Consider the following 20101-nt stretch of genomic DNA (forward strand, 5'->3'; position numbering starts at 1 on the left):
AGGCCGAGGAAGCCGCAGCGGAAGCCGAAGCCCAAGGCGGCGCTGGTCTCCATCTCGAAGCTGAAACTCGCGTCGTTGAGGCGCAATTTGTAGAGGCTGTCGCGGAGCTTCTCGAACTCGGCGGCGTCGACCGGGAACAGGCCGCAGAAGACCACCGGCTGGACCAGCTTGAAGCCGGGGAGCGCGGTCGCAGTGGGGTGCTTGGCATCGGTGATGGTGTCGCCGACGCGGGTCTCGGCGACTTCCTTGATCTGCGCGGTGATGAAGCCGATTTCGCCGGGGCCGAGCTCGCTCAATTGCTCGATCTTGGGGCGGAAGCAGCCGACGCGGTCGACGAGGTGGGTGGTGCCGGCGGCCATGAACTTGACCTGCGCGCCCTTGCGGAGCGTGCCGTCGATGACGCGGACGAGGATGACGACGCCGAGATAAGGGTCGTACCATGAGTCGACGAGCATGGCCTTGAGCGGAGCCGCCGCGTCGCCCTTGGGCGGGGGGATCTTGTCGACGATCGCCTGGAGCACTTCGGTGATGCCGACGCCGGTCTTGGCGCTGGCGAGGACGGCTCCGGAGGCGTCGAGGCCGATGATCTCCTCGATCTCCTGGCGGACGCCCTCGGGGTCGGCCGCGGGGAGGTCGATCTTGTTGATCACCGGCACGATCTCATGGTCGTGCTCGATCGACTGGTAGACGTTGGCGAGCGTCTGCGCCTCGACGCCCTGCGCGGCGTCGACCACCAGCAGCGCGCCCTCGCACGCGGCGAGGCTGCGGCTCACCTCATAGGCGAAGTCGACGTGGCCGGGCGTGTCCATCAGGTTGAGCTCGTACCCGTTCCACTCGAGCCGCACGGTCTGGGCCTTGATGGTAATCCCGCGCTCGCGCTCGATGTCCATATTGTCGAGCACCTGGGCGTTGCCGCTCATCTCGCGGTCGGTCATGCCGCCGGTCGCCTGGATCAGACGGTCGGCGAGCGTCGACTTGCCGTGGTCGATGTGGGCGATGATCGAGAAATTGCGGATGCGGGAAAGGTCGGTCATGTGGGTCAGCGCGCTAGCAGGGCCGAAGCACCGAGGCCAAGGGGAACGGCGGGCTCGTGCGGTTGGCTTGGATGGGACGCGCCACCCAAGCGCTGGCGCTTCGGGTTGGCCGAGAGATGCGGAAATCGCAGATGATCGCGGAGCAAGGGCCGGCACTAGTCCCCGGCGCGGGAATTAGGCGAGTTCCGTCTTGATCCGAGCCCACTCTCTTTTCAGAAGCTGCCGCGCAACTCTGACGATCTCGGCATCATGCGCCGTGCGCTCTTTGGGGCCGGTGCTGTTCCGAAGCTGATCCATTTCATTGAGCAGCTCGACGGTGTCAGTCTCATTCGGGTTGAGCAGAATCTCCAACTTGGTTCGGAGAAAAGCTAGCTTCCGCTGATCCTCCATGGCGTCGGGCGATGCAAAGTTCTTCGTCATCTCGATTGAGTGATGAGTGGAGACAGTCTCGATGACGTTATTGATCCAGTCCTGTCGAAAAGCCGCGATCCTATGCCTTCCCGCGTTCTCGGCATTCATGAGCGCGGCCCGAGCGGCCTTAATGGCCGCTTCCGAGTTGCGGAAACCAACATAGAGCGCCACCGCAGCGGCGATGAATGCGGCTATAGCGGTGAGGAACGATGCGTTCGCCGCAGTCATTGATTGCCCTGTTCGGTGGCGGCAGATTCAAGATTGCCGATCTCTCGGTCCAGGTACCAGCGGGCCTTTTCCAAGTCCTCCAACGCGTTGTTGCACTTCTTGCCCGCCCGAGAAATGTATTTGACGACGTTTCCAAGGTTGAAGTTCAACCCCCACGCTTCGACCACCCGGATCGATTCATAGGGGTTATCGCCACCGCCATAATGGGAAGGATGATTGACCGGATCAGTCACTTGAACGCCCGGTCGTCCGGTTCGTCCGTGGTGGGCTTCGCTGGCGTGGTCTGAAACAGGGCTTGGCTCGCCTCGTCGGTCGATAGCGGCTTGAGTGATACTGGCGCTGGCCGCGTCGGCAGCGCTTCCGTCTTACGTGAACGGTTCTTCATCGGACTTAACTTCCTATTCAAACCCCAAAAGCCTATATAGCTATCGGTGGACGGCAGGGGAATCGAACCCCTCGCTCACGGTTTCCAGAGCCCGGCGCGGGAACCTCCGCCGCCCACAAGGGACCGGCTACGGGCTTCGCGCCCTCGCCGGTCCCGCACATTCTTCATGCTGCTTCCTGATCGTTTGCGCTGGCTCCGGCGGGGAGATCAACGTCGGCAAGGTGCATGAAGTCCACCATCGCCTCATAAGTTTCCAGCACCCGCTTGCGCGCCACCTTGTCGGTCCTGATGCGAAGGATTTCCTTCACCTGTGCAGCGCTGGTGAGACTCTCGCGCATCTTGGCGAGCAGCTTGAAGAAGTCGCTGCCCTCTTCCGGCTCCTGCGTCTCGACGATGCGCTGGGCGCTGGCGAAAGCCGAGTTTGCGGCGGTGGTCTCGAACACTTTGCTGGCTTCCGCATGGGCCAGAATCTTCGCCAGCTTGCGGACCTGCACCGGCTGGCCGAGCCGCTTCTCACCGACCCAGCGGCAAAACTTGTCGCCGAACTCGGGATCGTCAGTGAGGTGCTGCCGCAATTCCTTGGAGCGGAACAGCTCGTCGAAGTAGGACCAGGTACCGCCCGCCAAATCTTTGTATGCGCCCTCGTCCACTTTGGTGAACCGCTCCATCATGAACGTATAGGCGTCGAGCAGCCGCTTCACGGTCGTCTTGCTCGCGTGAAGCACGATCGCGATGTCGTCCTGCGGAATTTTGTGGACCTTGCTCATCTGGTAAATGTGCCCGGCCTTCTCGTGCGCGTCCCACTTCACCTTGTTGGTGACGTGCCAGTCGGCCAGCATGATCGCCAAGTTGCGAGGTGCCATATCGGCGGGCAACACGCGGGCGGGCATCCACTTCCACCGCTCGTCCTTCGGGTTCTTGGCGTGGAGGTCGCCAACGGCAACCCTGCGGCGATTCCCCTCGGCGGCAAGATACTTGCCGTCCGCCGTGGGGCGAAGGATCACGCGCTCGCGCAAACCGCCGTTGTCCTCGATGTCTCTACGCAGCTTCGGTGCGTCCGCGAGGTTGCGGATCAGCTCGTCGAGCGGCTTATCGGGCGCACTCTCCCGCATATAGCGCAGGCGGGGGTTGTCCTCATCGAGCAGGATGTCGTCGATGGCGACGTTGCTGTGCTCAAGGCGGATGGTCTCGCCCTTAACCACCACCTCTTCAAAGGTCTGTTCGGTCATGTTCGTTCTCCCAGAGCCCGCACCGCGACGCACGGTGTCGGCGGTACAGCAGATACTAGCATTGCCTAAGCGGGGCAATACAGGCCGTTGCAATCCGCTGCGGGCGCTGATAAATAGATCGGCACAGATCGGTACACAGAGAGGGAACGATACCGTGAGTGGTCGCTACAGCATGGGGGAAGCCGCCAAGAAGATCGGCGTGCACAAGCTGACCCTATATCGGTGGGAGCGCGAGAAAAAGATTCCGCCCGCCAAACGCTATGCCCGCAAAAACGAGCGCGTCTATTCCGATGAGGACATTCAGCGCATCCTCGAATGGAAGGATGCAATCGTCGATCCTGCCGAGGCTGCCGCCGCGTGAAGATTTTGCTCGTCGAACCCGGCTATTATACGCAATATCCGCCGCTCGGGCTGCTCAAGCTCTCCACGCTCTATAAGATGCAGGGGCACGAGGTGCGCTTCGTCCGCGGGCTTGAACTCGTGACGCGGTTCGTGCCGGATGAAATACAGGTGACGAGCCTGTTCACATGGGCGTGGAAGCCGGTCTGGGAAGCGGTCGCATTTTACCGCGCGCTGTTCCCGAAGGCGAAGGTATCGCTCGGCGGCATCTACGCAACGCTGATGCCGGACCATGCGCGCGAAAGCGGCGCGCACGAGGTGGTGACGGGCCTAATCAAGGACGCCGAAGACTTGATGCCGGATTATGAGATGGTCCCGGCGTGGCATCGGGACCGCGCCGCGTCGATCGTATTCACGACGCGCGGGTGCATCCGCAAATGCGACTTTTGCGCGGTGCCAATGCTTGAGGGCAAGCCGTTCCAGATTCGTAACACCGGCCGGATCGGCCACCTAATCCATCCCGACCACAAGCGGGTTATCTTTTGGGACAATAACATCCTCGGCGAAAAACATTGGCCGGATGTTTTCGAGGAACTGCGCGAACTCGACCTCGAAGCGGACTTTAATCAGGGCCTAGACGCCCGCCTCGTGACTGAAGAAGTGGCGCACGAGCTTAAGCGAGTGCGGATTCCAACGATCCGCTTCTCCTACGATTTCATCCAAATGCGGAACAGCATGGAGCGGGCAATCCTCAACCTGCGCCACGTTGGCTTGAAGGGCCACCGCATGGGCCACGTTGTCTGTTACGTCCTTTACAACCACCGGGACACGCCAGACGACCTCTTTACCAGAGTGCGCGATCTCCTCGCTTGGGGCGTTGCAGCTTACCCGATGCGCTATCAGCCGCTCACCGGCGACTATGCCCTCAATAAGGACAGCTATGTCGGCCCGAATTGGACGGCGGAAGAACTCGAAATGGTCGCCGTTGCTCGGCGCGTGATCGGGTTCGGCGGCGCGTTCCCCGCCTATGAAGGGCTCGTGAAGAAATTCGAGAAGGCGCGCAATTTTGAGGAAGCGTTCGGCCTACGCGCCCGCAAGGACAAAGAGCAGAGCGCCGCGCCCAAACGGGTGAAGCCGGCGACGCACGGCTTTGAGCTAAAGGAGTTTGCGTGGGACCTGATCCATATGGGCCGGGACCATCAGCATCCCACTCACGCCTTGGCCGGGAACATCTGAGCGATCGTGCCGTCGCTGGTCGCTTTGAGTGGCCGATAAGTTAGCCGTTTGCCCTCGGTCGCTTTGATCGCCGCCACTGTGCGCTCGCGGTCGCAGCGCGGCTACGAGGTCGATGGCCTCCCTGGTTTTCCGATGCATTCGCTGCTCCTAAGCTGAAAGCCCGTCACGCGGGGTAAACCCGACGTGACGTCGGTCGCGTCTTGCTCGCGGTCTAGCCGCTCGTTCGCGCGCCGGCCGAGTTTCGACAGCTCTACGCAATAGCTCGCGATCGCTGTTTGCAATCGCTCCCTTTTGCTCGGTGTCTCACTATCGACTCACTTAAATTCCTGTTATCCAAGCGACTCTTCATGGAGGGGCGTGATGATGACCAAATTCGCGTATCTCGCGGGCGCAGCGCTCGCGTTCACCGCATCGCCAGTGCTGGCCGACGCAAGCTCGGGGCATAAGGACCAGGCGCGGGGCGAGCAGGAAATCCCCATTTGCACCCACAGGATCGGCACGCTGGCGATCGTCCCGCCCGACAAGGAGTGGTGGCGCGAACTGAACCTCGGCAGCCCCGAGGCGATCATCAAGATCTTCGTCGCGCAGTCGGGCTGCTTCGGAATGGTCAACCGCGACCGCGCGATGAACAGCCGGGCGATGGAGCGAGCGATGGCCGAGCAGGGCGAGCTCCAGCGCGGATCGAATATGGGCAAGGGTCAGGTCAAGGCGGCGGATTATTTCCTCCAGCCCGACATCGTCAGCACCAACAAGAATAGCGGCGGCGGCGGCGCCGGGGCGGCGATCGGCGGCCTGCTCGGCCACTTCGGCGGCGGCTTCGGCGCGGTCGGGGCGCTCGCCGGCGGAATCAACGTCAAGAAGGGCGAGGCCAACGTCACCCTGAGCCTGGTCAACGCCCGCACGACGGAAGAGGAAGCGCTGACCGAAGGCTATGCGCGCAAGACCGACGTCAGCTGGGGCGCCGGCGGCGGCGCCGGCTGGTGGGGCGGCTTCGCGGCCGCGGGCGCGAGCGGATACCAGGACACCGCGATCGGCCAGATCATCGTGCTCGCTTACCTCGACGCCTACAAGAAACTGGTGACCCAGCTCGGCGGCTACTCGCCGGTCCCGGTGGCGGCGCCGCGGCGGTAGGGGCGGTGCCGGTGCGCTCGCACCACTGAGCGGCTCGCTTGGGAAGATGCTCGCGCGTCGCTTTGCGTCGCGTGGGACGCAGAGAGTGGGACTAATGCAGCGTACGCAATGTCTGCCTTCGACCCATTGCGGACATTCCGCCGGGCCCCACGAGGACGGTCGAATTTGCGAGATTTGACCCTCTACGGGACGGTGAACTCGTTTGGCCGCGCCGGGCCCCCGGCCTGTCTTTAATGTGGATGGGCTTAAGGTTTCGCTCGACCCGCCCGGCTAATCAAAGTTCAGGAGCACGGGGGATCCTTACAAAGCCGGATGGCAGGCGCTGGGTTCGCGCGCAGAGTCCACCAACCCATTCATGCCCTCCCGGCCAGTGAATCCGGATCCCCTCCTGGAGGTACCGAGCAATGTTCTCAACGAAGCGCAAATCGAGCTTTACGATATTGGGTGCGGACATCGGCATTGAGGGCGATCTGGCGGCGACGGCGGATCTGCATTTGGACGGAAGGGTCGACGGCGACATCAAATGCGCCGCCCTGGTCCAGGGTGAGACCAGCGAGATCACCGGCGCGGTCGTGGCCGAAAACGCGCACGTGGCCGGCAAGATCAAGGGTTCGATCAGCGCCGATACGCTGGTGATCCTGAAGACGGCTCGAATCGAAGGTGATGTTACCTATGGTACGTTGTCGATCGAGGAGGGAGCTCAGGTCGAAGGCAATTTCAGCAACCGCGCGGCGGAGCCCAAGTTGATGCTGGCAGGCGGCACCGAAGCCGTTTGAAGGCGTTTGCCAGCTCACCGGATCCTACAATTTCGCTCGTGGGATGTAGCTGGCCAACTTCGGCTTGGGTGGGAAGCGGACAGGCGGAGCTTCGCTTAGCGGGCTCGCTTCGCGCCGGCGGCCCGGCGATGCTGATTGCGCCGGTCGGGCAATGGAGCTGGAGGCGTGGCCGGAAGAGCTTTTCCGTCCGCGGCGCTTGGGATTCCGAGGCTGGCACGCACGACGTCGCCGGGAACCGCCTTGCCGAACAGCCATCCTTGCCCATCCGAACAGCCGAGCTGCTGCAGGCGGTGCCTGGTGCCGTCATCCTCGATTCCCTCGGCGGTGATCGGCAGCTGCAGGGCCCGCCCGAGGGACAGGATCGTGCTGACGATCGCGTCGCTCTGCACATCGGCGAGCAGCGAGGAGACGAAGCTCTTGTCGATCTTGATGCGATCGAAGGGTAGCGACTGAAGCTGCGACAGCGAGGCGTAGCCGGTGCCGAAGTCGTCGAGCGAGATCGTCGCGCCGATGTTCTTCAGGCTCTCGACGATGGTCAGCGCGGTCTCCCTATCCTCGAGGAAGGAGGATTCCGTGATCTCGACTTCCAGGCGCGTGCCGGGGAAGTTGGTTTCGGCGAGCAGCTTCAAAATGCGCTCCGCCAATTGCGAGTCCCTGAACTGCACCGGCGAAATGTTGACGGCGATCTTCAGATGGCTCGGCCAGTCGCGGGCTTCGCGAAGCGCCTGCTTCATGACGCTCAAGGAGAGCTCGGCGATCAGTCCCGATCCCTCGGCGACGTTGATGAAGTCGGCCGGCTCGATCAATCCTCTCGACGGTGAATGCCACCTGGCGAGGACTTCGAAACCGGTGAGCTGGCCGGTGACGAGGTCGATCTGGGGTTGATAGAAGGGAACGAATTCGCCCTTTGCAATCGCGTCGCGGATCTCATCTTCGAGCCGGGTGCGCTCAAGCAGCTCTTTCTCCATCTGATCGTCGAACCAGACCTGGCGATTACGCCCGGCACGCTTGGCCGCGTACATCGCAATGTCCGATCTTCGCAGACACTCCTCGGCGGTCATTCCGGTTTCGATCTTCGAGATGCCAATCGACGCGGACACGTGAACTGTCGCGGTACCCAGCACGATCGGCTGCGCAATCGCCTCAAGGATGCGCGCGACCGATCGCGCGACGGATTGATCCGACTGTTTTGGTACGACGACCGCGAACTCATCGCCTCCAAGCCGCGCGCAAAGCGAGCCCTTGGGGACCAGATCGCGAATGGTGGCCGCGGCCCGCTTGAGGACTTCGTCGCCGACGATGTGGCCGTACAGGTCGTTGACCTTCTTGAAGAAGTCGAGATCGAACAGCAGGAGCCGGCTGCCGCCGCAGTTGGAACCGGGTTCGGTCAGGATCCGCATCAGCTCCCGCCGGTTCGCAAGTCCCGTAACATGGTCGACGAACGCGTTGGCGTGAGCTGCCTGTTGCGACAATTCGTTGGTTGCGAGCGCACGCTGCAAGTCCTTCGACCGCCGCCACGCGAACAAGATGACCGCGACGTTCAGGAGAAAGGCGACCGCAGAGCGGCGGTCAATTCCGGAATCGAGCGATCCCGCAAATGCCGCCGCGACGATATTTTGTCCGGTAGGAATGAACAGGAACAATGCAGCGAGTGCCGCACAACTCGTAATCCAGTTGCTGCTGGCGAGCTCGCGCGCGGCCTTCAAGGTCGACCAATAATTTACGCTGCCGTTTCCCACGGGCCGAATTACCATCGATCGGGTCAATTTGGAGTAAACGGGGATGGTGAACACCGCCCGAAACAGCTGATCGCAACCCTCCGCAATGTCCAACAATAGGCGGCGGATAGGGGCCTGCCCCTACTCGGCGCCGCGGCCGCGCGCACCGCAGGACGCGTCGAACATCGTAAACGATAGGCATACCTAAGCGCATTCCTGCGCGGGGCGCAGGAAATTGGACATTGTCGCCGTGGATCCGCCGCGCGAAACGAGGACGTTTGGTGCTTTTGCGGACCAGCCACTGCGAGGGCGATCATGGCCGTGCGAACGAATCCAAGGGAACCGGACCCGGCTGAAACGGTTTCGGCCTTCGTGCCGATTGCCCCCAAGTGCGGCACGAGCAGAGGCGGGCGGTCCCTTTAGCCGAGTGGGCCGCCCCTTTCCCTTGTGCAACGGCCAGCGGCCGTGGTGAGCATTGAGCTTCAGGCGTTGAGCTTCAGGCGCGGGTATCCAGCGTTGTTCGTTGCGAGGCCATGCCGATTTTCCAGATTCTCTACTTCCGCGAAAGCGTCCTCGAACACGCCGATGAATTGGAAGCGCGCGACGTGCTCGAGGCGGTCGAGAAATCCGCCGGCAGGTCATCCGACCTGAGGGTCGAGATCTGGTCCAACCATCGCCGCGTGGCCCTGATCGGGCCTTCGCCAATTCAGCCCGTGCCCCGACGGCGCAAGCCGAAGTGACGGCGCAAGCCGAAGTGAGGACTTCGGTTCCCTGACGTGAAAGAGACGGCGACGCGAAAGAGGCGGCGCTTCGGGGGGAAGGCGCCGCCTCCGTCTCGCTTCACATGGCGGTGGCCGCGGGCAAGCGGCACCACCGGGAGAACCCATTATGCTCTGCCCGCCCCCTTAGCGGGCCAGGCTTGCCTCAAGCGACCTGCGTAAGGACCGGACGGCGGCGGCGGCGCAGCGCGAAGCCCATGCCGCCGAAGCCGAGCAGCATCAGGGCCCACGTCGCAGGCTCCGGAACGGTCGCCACGTAGAAGTTGGCGGTGCCGGCAAGATCGCCAGCAGTCGCCATGTTCGCGGTATAGGTGAACCGGTACCAGGTGTTAGCCGCGAGGTTCGTGCTGAGATTGAGGGAGTAGCTCGAGCCCGTTTGGGTCGCGACCGTGGTCGCGTATACCGGCTGGCCCGTCAGCACGTTGAACAGCGTCACAGTCGAGGCGGGATTGGTTGCCGTCGTGACCGAGAAGACTCCCAAGCTAGCGTAACTCTCGAGGAAATCGAAGAAGCTCGTACCCACCCCGGCTGCGGCGTTGTTCGTCGTGAACGTCACCTTGTTTGGATTATTGACGTTGTCGGTGATGACCGATGTCACAGATGTCGAAGACCCGGAGAGCTGACCGGTCGACCCGAGGGTGATGGCCGCATTGGCCGCCGAAGCGGCAGTGAGGGCTGTCGCGCCCGCGAGCGCAATCATGAACTTACGCATTCGCTGTTCTCCCGAAGCAGAGATGGCGCCCCGGTTAACCACGAATAAACGATCCGGTTCCAACAGCCGTAGGAAGATGATTCTTACGTGCGGGAAATACCCACGGCAGACTTATCTGGGTTAGACTTCAGCGGTCTAGCGGCGTGATTCGGGGGGAAGCGGGGTCGCAGCGGCTATGCCGCTTGCGCAAGAAGGCGCGCATCGTGACTGTCCTGGTTGCGACCGCGGCAAGTGCGCCGCGGCGGCACAGGGCGGAGGCGCGATTGATACGAAAAGGGCGGCCCCCGGTTAGGGGCCGCCCTGATTGTCGACGACGGATCTCGTTATGCGAGTTGCGCGAGAACCGGACGGCGGCGGCGGCGCAGCGCGAAGCCCATGCCGCCGAAGCCGAGCAGCATCAGGGCCCACGTCGCAGGCTCCGGAACGGTCGCCACGTAGAAGTTGGCGGTGCCGGCAAGATTGCCAGGAGTCGCCATGTTCGCGGTATAGGTGAACCGGTACCAGGTGTTAGCAGCGAGACTGGTGGTGAGATTGAGGGAGTAGCCCGAGCCCGCTTGGGTCGCGACCGTGCTCGCGTATACCGGCTGGCCCGTCAGCACGTTGAACAGCGTCACACTTGACGATGGAAACGTTGACGTCGTGACCGAGAAGACTCCCGTGCTGGCGTAACTCTCGAGGAAATCGAAAAAGCTCGTACCCACCCCGGCTGCGGCGTTGTTCGTGGTGAACGTCATCGCATTTGGATTATTGACGTTGTCGGTGATGGCAGACGTCACAGATGTCGAAGACCCGGAGAGCTGACCGGTCGAACCGAGGGTGATGGCCGCATTGGCGCCCGATGCCGATGCCATCGCCGCGGCGGCGGCCGTCGCTAGAACCAATTTACGCATGTCACACTCCTGTTGCCCGCTCCGAATCGAAGGATTCGTTAAATCTTGCTTAACTCCCTTTTGTTATATTTTGCGAGCGGTTTTTTTCCCTGCGGATTCCCGCCACGAAGCCGAAGCGCATTGAATATAAAATGAAATTTTCATAACCCGGCTAAGGATGTTCCGTTTTGACGCAGATCGGGCCGGTTAACGCCCAGCTCTGCGCGCTTCGAGCTTCGGACGGGACGCCAGTTGCCACGCGCCGGCAGAAAGCCGGCATCTTCACACGCCGGTCCACAATCCCAGTGTCAGCGGCTGATCAGCTGGGCGGCACGCAGCGCAAGCTCGGTGCGGTTCTCGACCTCGAGCTTGTCGAAGATCGCGTGGAGGTAGACCTTCACGGTGCCTTCGGTGACACCGAGCTCGGCGGCGATGTCGCGGTTCCTCAAGCCCTGGCGGACGAGCTCGATCAATTCGCGCTCGCGGCGGGTCAACGGGGGCGCCGAATCCGCCCGCTCCTGGGCACGGCGCGTGCGATCGGCGATTTCCGGGTCGATCCACTTGTTGCCCGCGACGACCGCATCCATGCATTGGGTCAGCAGGCCGGGGTCCGACGTCTTGAGGACCATGCCTTCGGGGTCAAGGTCCGCCGCGGTCAGCAGCTGGGCTTCGTCCATGCCCGCCGTCAGCAGGATCACGGCGGGGCGCGCGCGCGACCGTGCGCGAGTCACGCGGCGCAGAACGTCGAGGCCCGAGCCGTCGGGCAGGTTGACGTCGACCAACAGCAGGTCGGGCTTGAGCCGGCCGATCTCGCGGTTCGCCTCGGCGACGCTGCGGGCGCGGCCAAGCAGCTCATAATCGGTGCCGCGGAGCAGCATTTCGAGCGCCGCGCCGATCATCGGGTGGTCATCGACAAGAAGGACGCGGGTCAAGCGGCGGCTCCCCTGAGCGGAAGGCTGATGAGAATGCTGGTCGCGCCCGGAGCGGAATCCAGCCGGATCGAGCCGTGCGCGCGTTCGACCCGTTCCTTGAGCGACCAGGGCTCCGCAGCGGCGCCGTTGGCGGGCGCGAAGCCCGAGCCGTTGTCGGCGACGCTCAGCCGGACGTTGCCGTCGGCGACCGAGAGGCCGACATCGATGCGGTCGGCGCCGCCGTGGCGCACGGCATTGGCCACCGCCTCGCGCAGCAATTGCTGGAGATCGAGCTGGAGCCGGATCGGGATTGGCGCCTCGTCGCCCTCGGCGGCGACCGTGCAGTCGACCGACCATTGCTGGCCGAGCCGGTCGGCGAGCGCGCGCAGCTCGGCGACGGCTTCCGCGAGCTCGAGATCGCGATGCTGGCGAAGCGCCATGACGAAGCCGCGGATCTCGCTCTGCTCCTCGACGAACAGGCGCTTGAGCTCGTCGAGATCGCCATCGACCGCGGCGCCGGAAAGGGCCGAGCGCTTGATCGCCTCGATCCTGAACGCCGCGCCGGCAAGAAACTGGACGATGCTGTCGTGGACGTCGCGCGCCAGCGACAGCCGGGTGCGGACCGCGGCGCCGACCTCGATCGCCTCGAGCAGCGCATAGCGGTCGAGGGTCCCGCCGACCGTGCGCGCAAGCTCCCGCCCGAAGTCGAGAAAGTCGGTCGACAGTTCGGGGACGTCCCACAGCACCAGCCAGCCGTGATGGGCGCCGGTGCTGATCTCGGCGATGACGCCGGTGGTCAGCCCGAGGTCCCGCGCCTCGTCCATGTCGATCGCGGCGGAAGCATTGAGGAACAGGAAGTGGCCCTCGGGCGGCCGGGTCAACGCCCGGCCGGCTCCGACGTCGAACAGCAAAGCGATGTCCCCGCCTTGCCGAAATTGGCGCACGAGCGGGCGCTCGGCTGTGAAGTTGCGACCGTGGCCGGAAGCGGCGACGAAGCCGTCGGACGCTTCCTCGCCGACCGGCCCGACGATCAGCGCGCCGCTCGCGGCCTGGCTCGCACGCATCGCGAAGGCGAGCGAGCGGGCAAGCGGATTCTCGCCTTCGCGGACGGCGACTTCGAAATCCTCGACGCGGAAGAAGGTGCGGGCGAAGCGCTGGTGAACGCCGAACCAGATCAACAGCAGGGTGACGATGACGAGGTTCGCTCCGCGAAGGACGAAGCGCTGAAGTTCGAAACCCTCCGTGGCGGAAAGCAGGAAAGCGCCAATTGTGAACAAAGCGATCAACACGGCCGCCGTCAGCGCGGTCTCACGCCAGCTCCAGCGCACGGCGGCCGAGAGCAAAGGCAGGATGAAGAACAGGACGAACGGACTGCTGGCACCGGTCGATGAAAAGGCCAGCCCGGTGAACACTGCCATGTCGATGGCGTGGGTCAGGATCGCGAGGCGCGCGTCGAGCCACCAATTCTTCCACGTCGCCACAGCGATGATGCCGGCGCCCGCGGCATAAAGGACGAGGAAGGGATAGGTCTGGGTCAGCTCCGCCTGGCTGCGCCCGACCATGACGACCAGGAAAAGGGTGATGGCGAGCATCACCCGGCCGAGCGCGATCACCCGCCCGCTATGGAATTTGAACAGGCTCCGAAGGGCCGTCAGCTGCTCCAAGAAAATCCCCCCAGCGTCGCCGCGGGATCAGTCTAACCGAACGCAGCCGAACGTAAATCCCGAACAGCGCCGGGCGATCAACCCGCCATGCGCTTGGCGCCGAGGCCCATCACCATCTGATTGGCGCGCTCGTAGGTCAGCGGCTTGCCGAACAGATAGCCCTGGATGGTGTCGCAGCCGAGATCGCGCATCCGCTCGAAGTCCTCGGCGGTCTCGACCCCTTCCGCGGTGATCGACATGCGGAAGCTCTTGGCGAGCTGAACGATCGACTGGATGATCGCGACATTCTCCGGCCGCGAGCCGGCCTCGCGGACGAAGCTGCCGTCGATCTTCAATTTGTGGAAGATCGCCTTGTTCAAATAGCCGATCGACGAATAGCCGGTTCCGAAATCGTCAAGCGCGATGCCGACGCCGAGCGTGCGCAGACGTTTCAGCACATCGAGGGTCGAACCGTTGTCGCCGAGGAACACGCCCTCGGTCACCTCGAGCTCGATGCGGTTGCCGGGCAGCTTGTAGCGGGAGAGCGCCTCGCTGACGAGATTGGGCAGGCCGGGCTGGATCTGCTTGGGGCTGATGTTGAGGGCGACGGTGATCGGCTCGGGCCAGGTCCCGGCGGCGCGGCACGCTTCGTCGATCACCCATTCGCCGAGCGCGGGCATCAACCCGGCCTCCTCGGCGACGGGGATGAACGCGTTCGGCGGCACCAGGCCGCGCTGCGGGTGGTTCCAGCGGATCAGCGCCTCGAACCCGATCAGCTTCTGGCTCTTGGCGTTGATCAGCGGCTGGAAGGCGAGGTGGAATTGCTTGGCCGCGATCGCGTTGCGCAGGTCGCCTTCGAGGCGCACGCGGTCCTCCTGGACCGACTGCAGCTCGGACGAGAAATAGCGCGCGCAGCCGCGGCCGGCGTCCTTGGCTTGATAGAGGGCGAGGTCGGCCTTGAGGATGAGGTCGTCGACCGTCGCGCCGTCGATCGGGCCGAACGCGCAACCGATCGAGACGCCGATGCGGATCTCGGTCTGGTCGATCATATAGGGTTCCCTGATCGACGCGATGATGCGGTCGGCGAGCTGCTCGACCTTCTTGCGGCTCTGCGCGTCGTTGACGACGATCGCGAACTCGTCGCCGCCCATGCGCCCGACGGTGCCGTTGGCCGCGACCTCGTCGACCAGCCGCTTGGCGACGGCCCGGAGCACGGCGTCGCCCTTGGGGTGGCCAAAGGTGTCGTTGACCGGCTTGAAGCCGTCGAGGTCGAGGAACATGATGGCGCACGGCACATTGCCCGAGGTGGCGCCGCGAAGCGCCTCGCCGAGCAGCTGGCGGACTCGGCCGCGGTTGGGCAGGCCGGACAGGACGTCGACATTGGCGAGGTGGGTCAGCCGCTCCTGCGTCTGGCGGATCTCGGTGATGTCCGAGCCGACGCCGCGGAAACCTTCGAAACGGCCGGCCATATCGATGATCGGATCTCCGGCCATCGAGATCCAGCGCGCGCCGCGCGGCGTCCCAAGCTCCATCTCGAGCGCGATGAACGGCTGCTTTTCGAGCAGCACCTTGCCAAGCTCGGCATGGCCCCCGAGCAAGGCCGGAAACGAATGGCCGAGCAGCTGGTTTGCCGGACGGCCGAGCAGCGCGGTCATGCGCGAGCTGATGTAGGTGACCCGGTTGTCGCCATCGACCGCCCACAGCCAGCCGACGCCGCGCTGCTCATATTCCTGGAGCAGCAGCGCCGCGCTTTCGCTCTGGCTGCCGACGTCGGCATTCATCTTGAGCTGGTGGAACGCCCAGCGCGCGACGGTCATAACGCCGGTGATCGAAACTCCGAGCGTGAACAGGATCGACAGCATGTGCTGGAAGGGCACGGTGTGGCGGCTGAACACGAGGGCGCCGCCGACCGCGGCGGTGAACGCCACCATCCAGGTCATCGCGCATTGCGGCACCACCACCAGTCCGAGGCCGCCAACCGCGAGGCCGGCCATGACCGATGCGGTGACGACCTGGGTCGCGGGATCGAGCTGAGGAAAGAAGTAAAGCGGGACGCCAAGAAAGGTGACGGCGCGCAGGGCAGCGTCGCCGACCAGCTGCCAGGCCGGGACGCGGTGGCCGGAGCGGCCGACACAGGTGATCGACTGGGTCCGGGCGAGCTGCATCAGGCCAAAATTGACGATCCCGACGGCGCCGGCCCAGGCCAGAATCCAGATCGGCGGGACATCGCCCCACATGGTCGCGACGAGGATCAGCGCGGCGACGACGTTGGCGGCGGCAAAGAAAGGCGCGAGCTGGGCGCGCGAAATGAGCTGCACGTCGCGCAGCGGGGAGCTTTCGTCCTCCGCTTCATGCGCGGCGACGCCAGCCGATTCCCCGCCGGGAAGGCGCGCAGAGATCAGTCTTTTGTAACGATCTGGAGCCTCGTACATCCGCCCGCCGTTCCACGTCCTGCAGCACGCTTAAGCAAAGAGAGTTGAAGCAGAGTTAAGAGATCGAGGGTGTGAGCGCGGAGATCACCAGCGGGTTAATAACGGGCGTTAAAAAACGGCCGGGATCGGGGCGGCGCTCGCATAAGCGGCGGGGCGGCTCTATATCCCTCGCCGATGGCGACCAAGAGCGCGACCCTCGAGCGGCGAGCCGGAACGCCTCGGCGCGCGTCCGAAATGCCCAAGATCCTGTCACCCGCCGAGCCGATCGCGCGCGGCATGGGGCTCGACCGGCCGTTCTTCGACGACAAGAACCGCGCCTTCTGGATCCTCCAGTCGATCGGCTGGAGCGGCTATTTCTTCCTCCGCAGCGTGTCCGGCTTCGCCAACGCGCGCGGGTGGATGTGGCTGGTCCACACTTTGCTGCTGACCGCCACCGGCTATTCGCTGACGCTGCTGATGGCGTCGCTGTTCCGGCGGTTGATCCGGATGCAGCCGATCTGGACGCTGGTCCTGTCGCTGCTGGCGGTCGCCTTCGCGTCCTCGGCCTTCTCGGTGATCGAGACGTGGAGCAATGCGACCTTCGTCCATCCCGGGGCAAGGCCCGTGGGGATCGAGTATTTCGGCGCGATCCTGCTCAATTTCTCGCTGCTCGCGGCGTGGACCGCACTTTACTACGGGATCAATTATTTCCTGCTGCTGGAGGACGAAATCCGCCAGCGCGAGATGCTCGAGGGCCAAGCCTCGACCGCGCAGCTGGCGATGCTGCGCTACCAGCTGAACCCGCACTTCCTGTTCAATACGCTGAATTCGATCTCGACCCTGGTGCTGCTGAAGCAGACCGAGCGCGCCAATGCGATGCTTGCGCGGCTGTCGTCCTTCCTGCGTTACACGCTGGCGAACGAGCCGACCGCGAAGGTGACTCTGGCGCAGGAGGTGGAGACGCTGAAGCTGTACCTCGAGATCGAGAAGATGCGGTTCGAGGACCGGCTGAGGCCGCACTTCAAGATCGAATCCGAAACGATCGGGGCGCGGCTGCCGTCGCTGCTGCTCCAGCCGCTGATCGAAAATGCGATCAAATATGCGGTGACGCCAGCCGAGAACGGCGCCGACATCTGGATCACCGCCAAGCGCGAAGGCCAAGCGGTGCGGATCGAAGTCGCCGACAACGGCAATGGCGAGGGGGCGGAAATGGTTGCCACGCCGTCGACCGGCGTCGGCCTGGCGAACATTCGCGACCGGCTGTCGCAGGCCTATGGCGGGACGCATCGTTTCGAGACCAGACAGAACGACCGGGGCGGCTTTAGCGTTATCGTCGAAATTCCCTTTGAAAGCGGAGACCACGCCTAATGAGCATCCGGACCGTTCTGGTCGACGACGAACCTTTAGCTACCCAGGGCCTGCAGTTGCGGCTTCAGGCGTTCGACGACGTCGAGATCGTCGGCACCGCGGCCAACGGGCGCGAGGCGATCCGCCAGATCAAGACCCACAAGCCCGACCTCGTCTTCCTCGACATCCAGATGCCGGGCTTCGACGGCTTTTCCGTGATCCAGGGGCTGATGGACGTCGAGCCGCCGTTGTTCGTGTTCGTCACCGCTTTTGACGAGCATGCGCTGCGCGCGTTCGACGCACAGGCGGTCGATTATCTGATGAAGCCGGTCGACGAGGACAGGCTTGCCGAAACGATGGACCGCGTGCGCCAGCGGCTGGGCGAGAAGCGCAGCGCCGAGGAGGCCGAGCGGCTCAAGGAGGCGCTCGAGCAACATGCGCCCGAAGCAGCGGAAGAGCTCGCCGACGCCTCGCCCGAGGGTCACGCCGCGAATCGTTACGAGAAGATGATCAACATCAAGGACCAGGGGCAGATCTTCCGCGTCGACGTCGACACGATCGAGCGGATCGACGCCGCCGGCGATTACATGTGCATCCAGACGGGCGACAACACGCTGATCCTGCGCGAGACGATGAAGGATCTCGAAAAGCGGCTCGACCCGCGCCGCTTCCAGCGGGTCCACCGCTCGACGATCGTCAACCTCGACCTCGTCCGGCAGGTCAAGCCGCACACCAACGGCGAATGCTTCCTGGTGCTCGATTCGGGCGCCCAGGTGAAGGTCTCGCGGTCATACCGCGACGTGGTCGCGAGGTTCGTTCATTAAATCTGAGCCCATGCCCCAAGGTGCGGCCCCGCCTTTGGTGAAACCCCTCGCCGCACCAATCGTTGACCGGCCGGAGTCGGCTAATCCATCGAAGGGAGAAAATCGCATGTGGAAGGCTCTATTCACGCTGTCGATCGCGGCGGCCGCGCTGTCCGCGGCGCCGGCACCGGCCAAGACCTACGTCTGCGTCAAATGGGACAATGGCGTTTGCGTGTCGATGCATCGGGTCAAGGGCGAGCAGCCCGCGCCCTATGCAGTCGGCTATGTGTTCGGCCCGAAGTACAGCTACACGGCGGTGAGCGACGTCCCGCAACCGGTCGTCACCTATTACAAGCTCGGATCTGACATGCGCTACGTCTACAATAACGGCTATCTCTACGAGGTCGACCCGACGACCTATGCCGTGACCAAGGTGATCGACACCTATAGCCACTAAGCGCGCGGTTCAGTCGGCGACGGGCGTCCGCGCGGATCACCGCGCGGCGCTCGTCTTACCCGCTGAAGTTCAGTGCGAAGTAAGCGATATTGTCGCTGGTGTCGGGCGCGCCGCGAACGAAGCCGTGCTGGTTCATGTAGCCCGCCTCACCAGTGAGGCGCTTCGACAGGGGCACTGAAACGGTCGCGAGGTTGCGGACCCGGTCGAGTCCGGGGGTGCGCTGGAAGCCGGTCGTGTTCAAATCAAAGAACGGCTCGGTGCTGAGGTTGAGCGCGACTTTGCCGCGCAGCGGAAGCGAGTATTTAAGATAGGGCCGAATGCGCCATCCGGTGCCGCCGACACCCTCCCGCCAGCGCTCTTCGAACCGGATCCGGCCGCTGAGCTTGCCCGGACCAAGCGCCGCGAAATTGTCGAACGTGACCTGCTCGCGCGCACGCCGCTCCATCGTCGTGAAGTGGCCGGCGGCATATTGCGGGTCGTGCGTGTAGCCAGCCCACAGCGTCGTCACCTTGCTGAGGCGAAAGCCGACCAACGTGTTGGACTCGAACTCATAGAGCCCGTTTCGGTTATCGCTGAACCGCACGAACGCATCTTGCGACAAGCGCCACTTGGCCGAGAGTTTCACCGTCGCCGATACCCCGGCCCAGAGCTGCGCGTCGGTACTTGCCCGGGCGGCGGTGCTCGCCCCTAAAGTCCCGATCGCCGCCAATGAAAGTGCCACCCGCCTCACCGGCCCCCTGTTAGGCGACTGTCACAAAAGCGCAACAAAAGCGGCGCGGAACCGAATCAATCGGCCACTAGCCTTCACGTCATGATGCTTCGCGCCACCGTTGTATGGACCGCCGTTGCGGCAGGTTTGTCGCTCGCGCTGCCGGGCGCGGCAAGCGCGGCCGAACATGCGATCTTCCTGAACGCGCCCGCGGCCGCGGGCTCAATGGTCCCGAAGCTCGCGGTTCAGTTCCAGCTCAAGCTGCGATTGCCCGAGGGCCGAGGCCTCGCGCGCCTGTTGCTCGATGCGGGCGTCAGTGAGGGCGATGCGGCGGAAGCGGCGCGCGTCGCCGCAGGGCACCTCGGCGCCGGCAGCGGCGGCTGCCAGGCGAGGGTTTCCGTCGAGCGAAGCGCCGCAGGCGTGTTCAGCGTCGTGCGCGTGCAGCTGGTCACCGACGCGCGCGAGACCGTGATCGAGCGCCGCGGAGCGGAGCTCACAATCTCATCGGATACGCCGACGCGCAGCGCGCCCCGGCTCGTCTAGCCTGCCGTGATCAGCGGCTGAGCACTCCGCCATCGAGCGCCGCCAGGGCCCGCCTCGCGACATCGTGCGACATGGCGGTCTGGCGATTGGCCATGACCATCTCGACATCCTCTTCGAGAAGGACGCTGTTGAATTGAGTGGCGGCGTCGGCGCGGCGACCCTGCTTGGCGAGGGCAATCCCGAGGTTGATCGATCGCGCCGGATCGTACGGCGACACGTTGGCCGAGCGGATCTCGCGCTCCGCGGTCGAATAATTGGAATTTAGAAGCGAGGTGTAGCCCGGCGCGGGATCGTTGGACGGCGCGGGCTGGGCGATCGCGGGAGCAGAAGCAATGAGCGCTGCAGCCGCGACGGCCGGTAAAATCATGGCCTTCATGGGCACCATCAGTGACAAAACAGGAGAGTGTAACCCCAATCCCTTATTTTCACC

The 20101-nt window shown here is 64.0% G+C and carries 22 protein-coding genes; 9 read left to right on the forward strand and 13 right to left on the reverse strand.

Annotated elements, in window-relative coordinates:
• The 5 genes from lepA to ACJ8FR_RS09065 form a co-directional block, all read right to left on the reverse strand.
• A partial coding sequence (gene lepA, locus ACJ8FR_RS09045) for a translation elongation factor 4 (RefSeq protein ID WP_407828305.1) occupies window positions 1-1034 on the reverse strand: 1034 nt, incomplete at its 3' end.
• Between the two features lie 174 nt (window positions 1035-1208).
• Window positions 1209-1673, reverse strand: coding sequence for a hypothetical protein (locus tag ACJ8FR_RS09050; RefSeq protein ID WP_407828306.1), 465 nt, complete (start codon window positions 1671-1673; stop codon window positions 1209-1211).
• A complete protein-coding gene (locus ACJ8FR_RS09055) occupies window positions 1670-1906 on the reverse strand; it encodes a DUF3310 domain-containing protein (protein WP_407828307.1) in 237 nt (78 codons plus the stop codon). The genes ACJ8FR_RS09050 and ACJ8FR_RS09055 overlap by 4 nt, the downstream gene beginning before the upstream one ends.
• Entirely contained in the window at window positions 1903-2058 is a 156-nt protein-coding gene (locus ACJ8FR_RS09060; protein WP_407828308.1) for a hypothetical protein, read from the reverse strand. The genes ACJ8FR_RS09055 and ACJ8FR_RS09060 overlap by 4 nt, the downstream gene beginning before the upstream one ends.
• A gap of 164 nt (window positions 2059-2222) precedes the next feature.
• Window positions 2223-3365, reverse strand: a complete 1143-nt coding sequence (locus ACJ8FR_RS09065; RefSeq protein ID WP_407828309.1) for a hypothetical protein — start codon at window positions 3363-3365, stop codon at window positions 2223-2225.
• 76 nt (window positions 3366-3441) lie between these two features.
• Between ACJ8FR_RS09065 and ACJ8FR_RS09070 the strand changes: the two genes are divergently transcribed.
• The 4 genes from ACJ8FR_RS09070 to ACJ8FR_RS09085 all read left to right on the forward strand — a co-directional run bounded on the left by ACJ8FR_RS09070 (window position 3442) and on the right by ACJ8FR_RS09085 (window position 6769).
• Window positions 3442-3648, forward strand: a complete 207-nt coding sequence (locus ACJ8FR_RS09070) for a MerR family transcriptional regulator (RefSeq protein WP_407828310.1) — start codon at window positions 3442-3444, stop codon at window positions 3646-3648.
• Entirely contained in the window at window positions 3645-4862 is a 1218-nt protein-coding gene (locus ACJ8FR_RS09075; protein WP_407828311.1) for a B12-binding domain-containing radical SAM protein, read from the forward strand. The genes ACJ8FR_RS09070 and ACJ8FR_RS09075 overlap by 4 nt, the downstream gene beginning before the upstream one ends.
• Before the next feature lie 363 nt (window positions 4863-5225).
• Window positions 5226-5993 carry a CsgG/HfaB family protein gene (locus ACJ8FR_RS09080; protein ID WP_407828312.1) on the forward strand — a complete coding sequence of 256 codons (768 nt, stop codon included), beginning with the start codon at window positions 5226-5228 and terminating at the stop codon, window positions 5991-5993.
• A gap of 440 nt (window positions 5994-6433) precedes the next feature.
• Complete coding sequence (locus tag ACJ8FR_RS09085) at window positions 6434-6769, forward strand: polymer-forming cytoskeletal protein (protein WP_407828313.1); 336 nt, start codon at window positions 6434-6436, stop codon at window positions 6767-6769.
• A gap of 95 nt (window positions 6770-6864) precedes the next feature.
• Here the strand turns inward: ACJ8FR_RS09085 and ACJ8FR_RS09090 are convergent, their stop codons facing one another.
• Window positions 6865-8523, reverse strand: a complete 1659-nt coding sequence (locus tag ACJ8FR_RS09090) for a putative bifunctional diguanylate cyclase/phosphodiesterase (protein ID WP_407828314.1) — start codon at window positions 8521-8523, stop codon at window positions 6865-6867.
• 497 nt (window positions 8524-9020) lie between these two features.
• On the opposite strand from ACJ8FR_RS09090, the gene ACJ8FR_RS09095 reads away from it, so the two are divergent.
• On the forward strand, window positions 9021-9227 hold the full coding sequence (locus ACJ8FR_RS09095; protein ID WP_407828315.1) for a hypothetical protein: 207 nt from the start codon (window positions 9021-9023) through the stop codon (window positions 9225-9227).
• Window positions 9228-9411: 184 nt separating this feature from the next.
• Here the strand turns inward: ACJ8FR_RS09095 and ACJ8FR_RS09100 are convergent, their stop codons facing one another.
• The 5 genes from ACJ8FR_RS09100 to ACJ8FR_RS09120 form a co-directional block, all read right to left on the reverse strand.
• Entirely contained in the window at window positions 9412-9978 is a 567-nt protein-coding gene (locus tag ACJ8FR_RS09100; protein ID WP_407828316.1) for a PEPxxWA-CTERM sorting domain-containing protein, read from the reverse strand.
• Window positions 9979-10301: 323 nt separating this feature from the next.
• Entirely contained in the window at window positions 10302-10868 is a 567-nt protein-coding gene (locus tag ACJ8FR_RS09105; protein WP_407828317.1) for a PEPxxWA-CTERM sorting domain-containing protein, read from the reverse strand.
• 287 nt (window positions 10869-11155) lie between these two features.
• The gene (locus tag ACJ8FR_RS09110) at window positions 11156-11779 is read right to left on the reverse strand and encodes a response regulator (protein ID WP_407828318.1); all 624 of its coding nucleotides are present in this window, start codon (window positions 11777-11779) and stop codon (window positions 11156-11158) included.
• Window positions 11776-13422, reverse strand: coding sequence for a sensor histidine kinase (locus ACJ8FR_RS09115; protein WP_407828319.1), 1647 nt, complete (start codon window positions 13420-13422; stop codon window positions 11776-11778). The genes ACJ8FR_RS09110 and ACJ8FR_RS09115 overlap by 4 nt, the downstream gene beginning before the upstream one ends.
• Before the next feature lie 77 nt (window positions 13423-13499).
• Window positions 13500-15833 carry a putative bifunctional diguanylate cyclase/phosphodiesterase gene (locus ACJ8FR_RS09120; protein ID WP_407828320.1) on the reverse strand — a complete coding sequence of 778 codons (2334 nt, stop codon included), beginning with the start codon at window positions 15831-15833 and terminating at the stop codon, window positions 13500-13502.
• 276 nt (window positions 15834-16109) lie between these two features.
• On the opposite strand from ACJ8FR_RS09120, the gene ACJ8FR_RS09125 reads away from it, so the two are divergent.
• From ACJ8FR_RS09125 to ACJ8FR_RS09135, 3 genes are all read left to right on the forward strand, one after another.
• Window positions 16110-17180, forward strand: a complete 1071-nt coding sequence (locus ACJ8FR_RS09125) for a sensor histidine kinase (protein WP_407828383.1) — start codon at window positions 16110-16112, stop codon at window positions 17178-17180.
• Window positions 17180-17983, forward strand: coding sequence for a LytR/AlgR family response regulator transcription factor (locus tag ACJ8FR_RS09130; RefSeq protein ID WP_407828321.1), 804 nt, complete (start codon window positions 17180-17182; stop codon window positions 17981-17983). The genes ACJ8FR_RS09125 and ACJ8FR_RS09130 overlap by 1 nt, the downstream gene beginning before the upstream one ends.
• A 106-nt stretch (window positions 17984-18089) precedes the next feature.
• Window positions 18090-18419 carry a hypothetical protein gene (locus ACJ8FR_RS09135; RefSeq protein ID WP_407828322.1) on the forward strand — a complete coding sequence of 110 codons (330 nt, stop codon included), beginning with the start codon at window positions 18090-18092 and terminating at the stop codon, window positions 18417-18419.
• A gap of 55 nt (window positions 18420-18474) precedes the next feature.
• On the opposite strand, the gene ACJ8FR_RS09140 is transcribed toward ACJ8FR_RS09135, so the two are convergent.
• Window positions 18475-19140: a DUF2490 domain-containing protein gene (locus ACJ8FR_RS09140; RefSeq protein WP_407828323.1), complete on the reverse strand. Its 666-nt coding sequence runs from the start codon at window positions 19138-19140 to the stop codon at window positions 18475-18477.
• Between the two features lie 90 nt (window positions 19141-19230).
• Between ACJ8FR_RS09140 and ACJ8FR_RS09145 the strand changes: the two genes are divergently transcribed.
• Window positions 19231-19671, forward strand: a complete 441-nt coding sequence (locus tag ACJ8FR_RS09145; protein WP_407828324.1) for a hypothetical protein — start codon at window positions 19231-19233, stop codon at window positions 19669-19671.
• A 10-nt stretch (window positions 19672-19681) separates the two neighbouring features.
• On the opposite strand, the gene ACJ8FR_RS09150 is transcribed toward ACJ8FR_RS09145, so the two are convergent.
• Complete coding sequence (locus ACJ8FR_RS09150) at window positions 19682-20038, reverse strand: hypothetical protein (RefSeq protein WP_407828325.1); 357 nt, start codon at window positions 20036-20038, stop codon at window positions 19682-19684.
• Window positions 20039-20101 lie beyond the last annotated feature (63 nt).

It is taken from the genome of Sphingomonas sp. (assembly GCF_045810705.1).
Lineage (GTDB): Bacteria > Pseudomonadota > Alphaproteobacteria > Sphingomonadales > Sphingomonadaceae > Sphingomicrobium.